This window comes from Stenotrophomonas maltophilia (genome assembly GCF_006970445.1).
GTDB lineage: Bacteria > Pseudomonadota > Gammaproteobacteria > Xanthomonadales > Xanthomonadaceae > Stenotrophomonas > Stenotrophomonas maltophilia_AU.
In genome coordinates this window covers 975,083-984,868 of sequence record NZ_CP033877.1, presented here as the reverse complement: position 1 = coordinate 984,868, position 9,786 = coordinate 975,083, and the positions used below count along the sequence as shown (strand labels likewise).

General features: G+C 66.9%; 12 protein-coding genes, 1 tRNA gene and 1 other RNA gene. 5 read left to right on the top strand and 9 right to left on the bottom strand.

Going from position 1 to position 9,786, the window contains the following annotated elements:
- Positions 1-230 precede the first annotated feature (230 nt).
- Positions 231-548: a DMT family transporter gene (locus EGM71_RS04480; protein ID WP_010483859.1), complete on the bottom strand. Its 318-nt coding sequence runs from the start codon at positions 546-548 to the stop codon at positions 231-233.
- 300 nt (positions 549-848) lie between these two features.
- Here EGM71_RS04480 and ffs point away from each other — a divergent pair.
- Positions 849-945: signal recognition particle sRNA small type (ffs, locus tag EGM71_RS04475), an RNA gene on the top strand.
- 79 nt (positions 946-1,024) lie between these two features.
- Here ffs and EGM71_RS04470 read toward each other — a convergent pair.
- From EGM71_RS04470 to EGM71_RS04460, 3 genes are read right to left on the bottom strand one after another with little or no spacing between them, the layout of a single operon-like run.
- Complete coding sequence (locus tag EGM71_RS04470; protein ID WP_188488039.1) at positions 1,025-1,414, bottom strand: DUF4440 domain-containing protein; 390 nt, start codon at positions 1,412-1,414, stop codon at positions 1,025-1,027.
- Positions 1,411-2,178, bottom strand: a complete 768-nt coding sequence (locus EGM71_RS04465) for an MBL fold metallo-hydrolase (RefSeq protein ID WP_188488037.1) — start codon at positions 2,176-2,178, stop codon at positions 1,411-1,413. Before EGM71_RS04465 ends, EGM71_RS04470 begins: the two co-directional genes overlap by 4 nt.
- Positions 2,178-2,927: a 3-deoxy-D-manno-octulosonic acid kinase gene (locus EGM71_RS04460; protein WP_188488035.1), complete on the bottom strand. Its 750-nt coding sequence runs from the start codon at positions 2,925-2,927 to the stop codon at positions 2,178-2,180. The genes EGM71_RS04465 and EGM71_RS04460 overlap by 1 nt, the downstream gene beginning before the upstream one ends.
- Positions 2,928-2,947: 20 nt before the next feature.
- Here EGM71_RS04460 and EGM71_RS04455 point away from each other — a divergent pair, with 20 nt between their 5' ends.
- Positions 2,948-3,994, top strand: a complete 1,047-nt coding sequence (locus tag EGM71_RS04455) for a glycosyltransferase family 9 protein (protein WP_188488033.1) — start codon at positions 2,948-2,950, stop codon at positions 3,992-3,994.
- Between the two features lie 18 nt (positions 3,995-4,012).
- On the opposite strand, the gene EGM71_RS04450 is transcribed toward EGM71_RS04455, so the two are convergent.
- Together EGM71_RS04450 and EGM71_RS04445 are read right to left on the bottom strand one after the other, a co-directional pair.
- A complete protein-coding gene (locus tag EGM71_RS04450; RefSeq protein ID WP_075675216.1) occupies positions 4,013-4,417 on the bottom strand; it encodes a DUF6165 family protein in 405 nt (134 codons plus the stop codon).
- A 478-nt stretch (positions 4,418-4,895) separates the two neighbouring features.
- Positions 4,896-4,986 (bottom strand) — tRNA-Ser (locus EGM71_RS04445).
- A gap of 165 nt (positions 4,987-5,151) precedes the next feature.
- Here EGM71_RS04445 and EGM71_RS04440 point away from each other — a divergent pair.
- Complete coding sequence (locus EGM71_RS04440) at positions 5,152-5,856, top strand: PP2C family protein-serine/threonine phosphatase (RefSeq protein ID WP_049446668.1); 705 nt, start codon at positions 5,152-5,154, stop codon at positions 5,854-5,856.
- Positions 5,857-5,921: 65 nt separating this feature from the next.
- Here EGM71_RS04440 and dnaQ read toward each other — a convergent pair whose 3' ends face one another.
- The 3 genes from dnaQ to EGM71_RS04425 are packed head-to-tail and all read right to left on the bottom strand — an operon-like array spanning position 5,922 to position 7,767.
- Positions 5,922-6,653: a DNA polymerase III subunit epsilon gene (gene dnaQ / locus EGM71_RS04435; protein ID WP_075675240.1), complete on the bottom strand. Its 732-nt coding sequence runs from the start codon at positions 6,651-6,653 to the stop codon at positions 5,922-5,924.
- A gap of 4 nt (positions 6,654-6,657) precedes the next feature.
- Entirely contained in the window at positions 6,658-7,110 is a 453-nt protein-coding gene (rnhA, locus tag EGM71_RS04430) for a ribonuclease HI (protein WP_046982837.1), read from the bottom strand.
- Between the two features lie 12 nt (positions 7,111-7,122).
- Complete coding sequence (locus EGM71_RS04425) at positions 7,123-7,767, bottom strand: methyltransferase domain-containing protein (RefSeq protein WP_188488031.1); 645 nt, start codon at positions 7,765-7,767, stop codon at positions 7,123-7,125.
- An 11-nt stretch (positions 7,768-7,778) separates the two neighbouring features.
- Here EGM71_RS04425 and gloB point away from each other — a divergent pair, with 11 nt between their 5' ends.
- Both gloB and EGM71_RS04415 read left to right on the top strand, forming a co-directional pair.
- Positions 7,779-8,543, top strand: a complete 765-nt coding sequence (gene gloB, locus EGM71_RS04420) for a hydroxyacylglutathione hydrolase (RefSeq protein WP_188488029.1) — start codon at positions 7,779-7,781, stop codon at positions 8,541-8,543.
- Positions 8,540-9,742 (top strand): lytic transglycosylase domain-containing protein, encoded by a 1,203-nt coding sequence (locus EGM71_RS04415; RefSeq protein WP_188488027.1) that lies wholly within the window; start codon positions 8,540-8,542, stop codon positions 9,740-9,742. Before gloB ends, EGM71_RS04415 begins: the two co-directional genes overlap by 4 nt.
- Positions 9,743-9,786 lie beyond the last annotated feature (44 nt).

The following is a 9,786-nucleotide window of genomic DNA, read 5'->3' as shown; positions in this document are numbered from 1 at the left end:
ACGCGACCGCACCCGGAACAGGCACGCCAGCGTGTCCGTCAAGGCGAAAACTCCCCGGTTTCGCATGACGAATGGCCGCACTGTGCGACCGATGGCGCCAGCGGCATGTGAATCACGCTCGTTATTTTCATGACGTGCGTCAAATAAAGCGGGCGGACAAAATGGTTTTGCCGAAAATGCATATACCTGCAGAAAGCGGAGATTCCTTTCTCCGCCATAAGTAAATGCATTCAGCTGCTGGAGAGTTTCATCAGCACCAGGCCGGAAACGATCAATACCGCTGCACCGATCCGCATCGGGCTGACCTGCTCGCCAAGGAACACGATGCCGACCACGAACGCGCCGACCGCACCAATACCGGTCCAGATCGTATAGGCGGTTCCCAGCGGCAGGCTGCGCATGGCCACCGCCAGCAGCCAGAAGCTGGCGATCATGCCGATGATCGTGACCACGGTGGGGGTGAGCTTGGTGAAGCCTTCGGACTGCTTCATGGACACGGCCCACACGATTTCCAGCAGGCCGGCAAACAACAGATAGATCCAGGCCATGACGGCCCTCCTCTTGGTAGGGCCAGGCCGTCCTGGTCTTTGATTCCCGATGTGGGGGAGGTCGTTCCTCCTGGCCGGCATTCTAGCAACGGGGGCCGGCCCCGGCCGCCGTGGCCGGGAACGGGTTACAGCCGATTCAGTGCGTGAAGCTGGCGTCGATGGTCCCGCCTGCGCTAGAATGCGCGTCTGCCCTCGGACAACCGATGTGCAGTCCGGCTGTGGTCTCCGGCGCAACGCGCGCTGCTTCCCCTGATCCGTGAACTGGCCGCCCACTGGGCGGCCAACGTTTCTATGGTGGCCCCGTCGGCCCCTCGCGACGCTAGGTCGAAAACCCCGCCAGGGCCGGAAGGCAGCAACGGTATCGATCGACGCGGGCGCCGAGGTCAGCCGGCGGGGCCACCGCCTTTTTGGGCAATGCGTCGTCGCCTGGTAGATGCCAACCTTGGTTGGCGCTCCTCGCCCGGCATGGCCCCGCGCTACTGCGCTTCCGGCGTGCCCTGGTGGAACACCACGCGCCACCGTTGCCCATGCCGGCGCCACAGCGAGCTGCGCAGCACCCAGCGTTGCGCCTGGCCATCGACGTGATAGCGGCTGCGGTAGCGCACCTGGGCCCGCCCCTCGGCCAACAGCCACACCGCGTACTGTTCCGATTCGATCAGCACCTGCGCGCGCTCCAACGGGATTTTCTGCAACGCCGCATCACGGCCGTAGCATTGCCCTGAACTGCCGATCTCGCTGAAATCCTCGTCCAGCAATGCGGCCAAGCGCTCACGGTCGGCACGCACCTGCGGCGCATGCAGCGCGCGTTCCAGCGCCTCCAGCTCGGCGGCCAGCGCCGTGTCGGCGGGCTGGCCGGTTGCGCTCACGGAGGATCCTGCGCCAGTACGTGCGGCGCGGTCGGGTCGGCCAGCGGCACGCACTGCCCCGGCTGCGCCACGCGGTGCCCCCGCGCGGCCAGCGCCTGGCCATCGGCCACGCTGGCATAGTGGTAGAGCATCATCCGCGCCTGCAGTTCGGTGCTGTACTCACGTTCCAGGTCGTCCACGCCGGTGTGCGACGGGTTGCCGTGCAGGCCGCAGTCGTGGGCGATCAGTTCGTTGTCGTTGGCGTAGCGTGCCAGCATCTCCGGAATCGGCCGGGTATCGCCGCTCCAGGTCAGCGCACCCTGCAGGCGCAGGCCATAGGCAGTCTCCGGCCAGTGATGGCGCACCGGAAACACTTCCAGGCGCACGCCCTCATGCCAGAACGCCTCGCCCACCACGATCAGCTGGAACGCATCCCAGAAGTTCGCACCGCCCTCGGCCAGCACGTTCGGGTAATCCCCGATGCGCTTGTGCAGCAGCGGCACCACCGTGGCGGGCACGTACAGGCGCACCTTGCCGCGCCGGTGCGCATTGAAGAAGGTGTCCACGAACAGGCGCTCGAAGCCGGCCACGTGGTCCAGGTGCACATGGGTGACGAACAGCGCCTGCGGCATGTGCCCGTAATGCGCCTTGAACGCGGTCAGGCCTTCACCACCACAATCGATGGTCAGCCACGGACGCCCATCCCGCTCGATCACCGACATCGGTGATCCCAGCTCGACCGCCGACGCATTGCCGACGCCGAGGAAACGCAACGACCAGTCCATCAGGTGCCCCGGTTCCAGGCCATGTCATAGGCACGGCGCAGCCGCGCGTAGTCCTTCTGCACGTCCTCCACGCTGCGCTCGCCGCGCAGCTTGACCAGCGAGCGCAGCAGCCGCTTGAGGTTGCGTTCGCGCCAGCCGGTGGCCGGGATGCGGATCACCCCGCGGTCGAAGTCGATCAGCCAGCCATGGCCACTGCCATCGAAGAGGATGTTGTGCGCGTTGAGGTCGGCATGGTCGAGGCCGGCACGGTGGAAACGGGCGATCAGCCGCCCGGTCTCCTCCCAGGGGGCGCCCCGGCCGGTGACCAGTGCGCGGTCGGCCAGCGAGCGCACGCCCTCGAGCCGCTCCATCAGGATCGCCGCCCGGTAGCGCAGGCCCTCGCGCATGTAGAACGCAGCGATCGGCCGTGGCACCGGCAGCTTTTTCTCGCGCAGCGCGCGCATCAAGCGGAATTCAGCGAAGCTGCGGGTCCGGTCCGAGCCGCGCCAGAGGTACTGGTCGTGGCTGATACGGGCCGCCATGCCACCGCGCAGGTAGTGGCGCAGCACGCTGGCACCGAACGGCGCATCGACGAACCAGGCGCTGCCGCGGCCACCCTCGTCCACCGGCCGGGCCTTGCTGCCCCAGTGCTGGGGCGAGAACAGGCCGATCTCGGCTTGCCGCAGCCGCTCGCGGTCGAACAGAATGGCCCCGATGCCGCGACCCTCGCGGCATGGCGTCAGCGCTTCATTGGCGTCGAATGCGACCATTTCATTGAGTCTAACAACACATGGCATCAGCGTCCTCCTCCTTGTGCCTCCTGCGCCTGTCCGCACTTGGCGATGTCACCCACGTGGTGCCCCTCGTGCGCACCCTGCAGGCCGCGCGCCCGGACACGCCGATCCACTGGATCATCGACAAAGCCGGCCACAAGCTGCTCGATGGCCTGCCCGGCGTCACCTTCCATGCCTACGACAAGAAGAGCGGCATGGCCGGGGTCAAGGAACTGCGCACGCAGCTGCCGCCAGGGCGCTTCGAAGCGCTGCTGCAGATGCAGGTCGCCTTCCGCGCCAACCTGCTGTCGGCGTTCATTCCGGCCGAGCGCCGCATCGGCTATGACCGCAGCCGCTCCAAGGACCTGCATGGGCTCTTCATCAACGAGCGCATCCCCGACCGCCCCGGCATCCATGTACTGGATGCCATTGGCAGCTTCTGCGAACCGCTGGGCCTGCGCCAGACCGAGGTCAGCTGGGATCTGGCCGTACCGCCGTCCGCCTTCGAGTGGGCCGCCGCGCAGTGGCAGGACGATGGCCGCCCGGTGCTGATGATCTCGCCCTGTTCCAGCCACGTGCGCCGCAACTGGTACGCCGACCGCTACGCCGCCGTGGCCAACCATGCCGCGCAACGCGGCTGGCAGGTGGTGCTGTGCGGTGGCCGCAGCGAGCTGGAACGCAGCATGGCCGACGCCATCCAGGCGCAGCTGCACACGCCGGCACTGGACCTCGTTGGCAAGGACACGCTGAAGCAGCTGCCCGCCCTGCTGGCCCGCGCCAGCCTGGTGATGACGCCCGATTCCGGCCCGATGCACATCGCCAATGCGATGGGCACCAAGGTGCTGGGCCTGCATGCGGCCAGCAATCCGAACCGCAGTGGCCCGTACTCGGACCGCCGCTACTGCGTGGACCGCTACGACGATGCGGCACGCAAGTACCTGGCCAAGCAGGCCGCCGATCTGAAGTGGGGCACCAAGATCGAGTTCGACGATGTGATGGAACTGATCACCGTCGAAGACGGTATCGCCGCCTTCGAACGCTACGTCGCCGACCACCTGGGGTGAGCGGCAGGCTGCCCGGGATTACGCGCGCTGCGCGTAATCCTGATAGGACTTCTCTTCCACGTACGCCGAACCCAGCGCCAGGTTGATCGCCTTCTTGATGCGCGCGCGTTCGTCGTTGCGCAGGTAGACGCTGCGCGCCAGATCGATGAAGCCCTGGTCGAACGCCTGCGCCTTCTCCTTCAGCCGGATGTCGTCCTCGATATCCCACAGCTGCTCGTTGACCGCCTTCAGCTCGGCACGCAGCCTGGCGACATCCTTCACCGCCGCCGGGTGCGCCATCCAGGTCTGCTCCAGCGCCGAAAGCTCCTTGCGCACATTGGCCAGCTTGCCCTCGTCACTGATGCGCTCGGACTTGATCTGCAGGATCGAGATCTTGTCCAGCAGCTCGCCGAAAGAAACGGGGACGAGGATTTCAGCGGTCATGGGAAAAAGCTCCAACAGGTGATGCAGGCAGTTTAACCCGCAGCTCGCGATGGAATGGGTAGATCCACGCTATGCGTGGATGAGCCTGCCTGCAGGAAAAGCATCCACGCATGGCGTGGATCTACTGATGCACCTGCCCCGACAGGGGCGGGGAGAAGCCGGCAAAGGGAGGGGCCCACGCGTTGCGCAGCAACGCGTGGGGCGGCGCGCAACGCGCGTCGCGTCCCGCGCCAGATCAGGATATGGTCACTACGGCGTGATTCCCGCCGCGCATCCACACATGGTGTGGATCTACTGATGCATCTGGAGGAACAAGCCCCTCTGTTGAGGGGCTGCCCCGACAGGGGCGGGGAGAGGCCGGCAAAGGGAGGGGCCCACACGTTGCGCAGCAACGCGTGGGGCGACGCGCATAGCGCGTCGCGTCCCGCGCCAGATTAAAGAAAAAGGGCTGCCTTTCGGCAGCCCTTTTTCTTTAATCTGGCGGAGAGGGGGGGATTCGAACCCCCGAGGCGCTATAAACGCCTGCCTGATTTCGAGTCAGGTACATTCAACCACTCTGCCACCTCTCCGGGTGGTCCCCGGCGGACCGGGGACGCGCATCATACGAGGAAGTGAGGCCGACGACAAGTCATTCCGGTCAACGAAGTGAAAATTTCCTGAGTGCATGCCTTGCCGGATGCCTGCAGCCCCCCGATGATGCCTGTCTCCCCAGCAATACCCCGCCCCCGCACACCATGATCGAATTCGGACACCTCACCCACCCCGGCCTGCGCCGCGAGCTCAACGAAGACACCTATTACGGTGACAGCGAGCTGGCCCTGTGGCTGGTGGCCGATGGCATGGGCGGCCACGCCTGCGGCGAGGTGGCCAGCGCGCTGGCCCGCGAAACCATCGTGCGCGAGATCCGCCGTGGTGCGCCGCTGGCCCACGCCATCCGCACCGCCGACGAAGAGATCATCCGCGCCTCGCGCCGGCGCAACGACACCCTGCCGATGGGCACCACCGTGGTCGCCGCACGCGTGCAGGGCAATCGCTATGAAGTGGCATGGGTCGGCGACAGCCGTGCCTATCTGTGGCGTGATGGCCAGCTGGCGCAGCTCAGCCAGGACCACAGCGTGGTGCAGGAGCTGGTCGCGCAGGGCAACCTGACTGCCGAACAGGCGCGTGCGCATCCACATCGCAACGTGGTCACCCAGGCGCTGGGCGTGACCGATCCGGCGCATCTGAACGTGGCCACCACCAGCGGTGAACTGCGCCCGGGCATGCAGCTGCTGCTGTGCAGTGACGGCCTGACCGAGGAAGTGGACGACCGCGGTATCGCCCGCACCCTCGCCTTCGAGGACGCAAGTGCGCAGGAATGCGTGGACACGCTGGTCGCCGCTGCGCTCGACGGCGGTGGCCGCGACAACATCAGCGTGATCCTGGTGCGCTGCCATTAATCCGTAGATCCACGCCATGCGTGGATGCGGTAGTGCCGGCCACTGGCCGGCACTCCCCCGATACATCACGCGCTGGCGGCTTCTTCCACCTTCGGGCCATCCCACAGTGCGTGGCCGGCCTTCTTGCGCAGCCGCTCCAGCCGTGCGGCATGTGCTTCCAGCTCCGACGGCGTCGCCACCACGCGCGGGCGCGGCAGCAGCTTGCTGGTATCGAAGGCCTGCAGCGCTGCACCGGCGCCACCGCCATCGTCATCGCCCAGGCCGAAGCCGATTTCTTCCTGGCCCGAGGTCAGCGCGATATAGACGTCGCCCAGGATCTGCGCATCAAGCAGGCCGCCATGCAGCGCACGGTGCGAGTTGTCCACGCCCAGTCGCTTGCACAGCGCATCCAGCGAATTGCGCTGGCCCGGGAAGCGCTCGCGCGCCATCACCAGGGTATCGATCACCGTGCAGCGATCGGTGATCTTCCCGTACTGCGGGCCCAGCAGCGACAGTTCGTTGTCGAGGAAGCCCAGGTCGAACGCCGCGTTGTGGATGATCAGCTCGGCGCCATCGATGAAGGCCAGGAACTCATCGGCAATCTGCGCAAAATCCGGCTTGTCAGCCAGGAATTCCAGGGTCAGGCCGGTGACCTCCTGCGCGCCCTGTTCGAACTCGCAATCCGGCTTGATGTACTGGTGGTAGTTATTGCCGGTCGGGCGGCGCTTGAACAGCTCCACGCAGCCGATTTCAACTATGCGGTTGCCCTTCTTCCATTCCAGGCCGGTGGTTTCGGTATCGAGGATGATCTGACGCATGGGCTCAGTTTACCGGGCTGGAGTCGCGGATCTGGATGGCCGCGTTGCGCGCCAGGGTATCCACTCGTTCGTTGTCCGGGTCACCGGAGTGGCCCTTCACCCAGCGCCAGTCGATCTGGTGCCGCAGCGTGGCCGCCTGCAGGCGCTCCCACAGCTCGCGGTTCTTCACCGGGTCGCCGCCGGCAGTCTTCCAGTTCTTGCGGATCCAGCCGGGCAGCCACTGGGTCAGGCCCTGCCGCACATACTGCGAATCGGTGTAGAGCACGATGTTGCACGGCTCGGTCAGCGACTCCAGGCCAGAGATGGCCGCCATCAGCTCCATCCGGTTGTTGGTGGTGTGCGCTTCGCCACCGCTCAGTTCACGCTCGTGGCCCTTGTAGCGCAGCAGTGCAGCCCAGCCGCCGGGGCCGGGATTGCCAAGGCAGGAACCGTCGGTGTGGATTTCGATGGTTTTCAATACAACTCCAGATCAGGTAGCAACGGTGCCGTGCCAACGCACCGGCAGCGGTTTCGGCCCAGGCAGGGCCAGCGTGCGCTTTTCAGCATGGAACAGGCAGGCCGCGCGCAGCGGCGCCCAACCGCCCGGGCGACGGCTGCCGGCGCCGCGCCAGAGCGGGCCGAGGTAACGCATATCGTCGCACTCCAGCCCATGGCGGCCGAGCAGCAGGCGGATCCGCTGCGGCGTGCGCACCACCAGGCCGTGCTGGCGCCAATGCGTGCGGTAAGGGCTGAACGGGTTGAGGCTGCTCAGCCACAGGTGGCCACCCGGCATCAGCACGCGTTCGCACTCGTCCAGCAGCTGGTCGGCATCACCCGTGGTGACATGCTGCAGCACGACCGCGTTGACGCTTTCGTTGGCCAGCGGCAGCGGCAGCGCGCAGCGGGTATCACCAGCGTAGCCCTGCCCCTGCCGGAACAGGCGCAGACCGCGCCCGCCGAGCTGCGCATCATCCAGCCAGGCGGCACTTGGTGCGATCCACAGCCAGGGCTGCGTCGGCAGCACCGACAGCTGCGGCAGCAGCAACTGCCGCTCCAGCACGCGCAAGGACGCCGCCGGTTCAGTGTCGAACCACGGAGTCTGGCTCGCTTGACGGGTGCTCTGCAGCGCGGGCATGGTCCAATTCTATGCGACTGACTGCCCTGCCCGCATTTGCGGATAACTACATCTGGACGTTGATCGACGACGATGGCGCCGCCGTGGTCGTCGATCCCGGCGATGCCGCGCCGGTGCTTGCGCTGGCCGATCAGGGCCTGCGCGTGGACACGATCCTGCTCACCCATCATCACGATGACCACATCGGTGGCGTGCCCGCACTGCAGGCACGTTTTCCCGGTGTACGGGTGATCGCGCCAGTGGAGGAGCGCATCCCCACGGCCACCGAACGGGTCGGCGAAGGTGAACGCGTTCAGGCACTGGGCCGGACGTTCCACGTACTATCCGTGCCCGGGCATACCCGCAGCCACATCGCGTTTCACACTGCTGAACATCTTTTCAGCGGAGATTCGTTGTTCAGCCTGGGCTGTGGACGCCTGTTCGAAGGTACGCCGTCCCAGCTTCTGGCATCGATGCGCAAGCTGGGTACCTTGCCCGCGCAACTGCTGCTTTGTTGCGCCCACGAGTACACCGTGTCAAATGCCGTCTTCGCGCGGCATGTCGACCCCGCCAACGCTGCCTTGTGGCAGCGCCAAGAGGAGGCTTTGGCCATGCGCCGCGATGACCGTTCCACCCTGCCGGTAACCCTGGCCAACGAATTCGACTGCAATCCGTTCCTGCGTGTGCACACTGCGCCGATCCGCGCGGCAGTGTCGGCGCACCTGGGCCGCGACGTCGTTGACGACGTCGACGTCATGGCCGGCCTCCGGCACTGGAAAGACGGCTTCCGCGCATGATGCGCCGAAGTCTGCCGCTGGCCCTGGGCCTGGTCCTGGGGCTGGCCGGAACCGCCGGTGCCCAGTCGCTGGGCGCCGGCATCAGCCAGAACCTGACCGCCGCCGCGGCCCTGCCGCTGGATCCGGCCGCGTTGCCGGCCGCGTCGGTCCGCAATGGCCAGGAGATCTTCTCCAGCTTCCGCGACGGCCTGGCCGAGCCCACCTGCAACGCCGACGCCACCAGCCCGCGCTGGCAGAAGCAGTTCGCCCACGCCCCGTCGCGCCTGGCCAACCAGGATGACGATGCGCTGGTGCTGTTCGGCTACGTGGTCGAAGAGCTGCGCAAGGCCAACCTGCCTACCGAATTTGCACTGATTCCGTTCGTGGAAAGCGGCTATCGGCCCAACGCCCGCAACGGCAGCGGCCCGACCGGCCTGTGGCAGTTCATCGCCACCACTGCGCGCAACCACCGCGTGCCCATGGCCAACGGCTACGACGGCCGCCTGTCGGCGGTTGATTCCACCCAGGCCGCAGTGCGCTACCTGAAGACCCTGCACGGCATGTTCGGCGGCGACTGGCGCCTGGCCACCATGGCCTACAACGCCGGCGAGTACCGCGTGCTGCAGTCCATGCGCAAGGCCGGCATGAACGCGCAGAACGCCAAGCCATCGGCGTTGCCCGGCCTGTCGCCGGTCACCCATGCCTACGTCGAGAAGCTGCATGCCCTGGCCTGCGTGCTGGAAGACGTCGAAGACCAGCCGGGCGTGATGGCCTCGCTGGACCGCACCGTGCCGGTGCTGAAGGACCACACCCTGCCCGCCGGCACCAGCGTCCAGCAGTGGGCCGCACAGCGCGCCCTGGACCCGGCCAGGATCGCCCGCCTCAACCCCGCCCTGGCGGGCGGTGGCCGCGCCTCGTCGGGCACCACCCGCGTGCTGGCGCCGGTCTCGGCCGCCAATGCGGCCGTGGCGGACACCGCCACCGCGCTGGTGGCCAGTGCCGTACCGGCTGCCACCGCCGCGCCGACGCCGCAGGCCACCAAGACCGTCGCCGCGATCGCTGATCGTCCACGCAGCCGCCGCCACACCGTGCGTGATGGCGAGTCGGCCTGGACCATCGCCCGCCGCTACGGCATGCCGGTCAAGGCCCTGCTGTCGCTGAACGGCCTGAGCGGCAGCAGCGTGCTGAAGCCGGGCGCCGTACTGCGCGTGGAGGACTGAGTCCGGCGCGGCACCACCGCGCCCTGCCCTGTTTTCTATAGAGC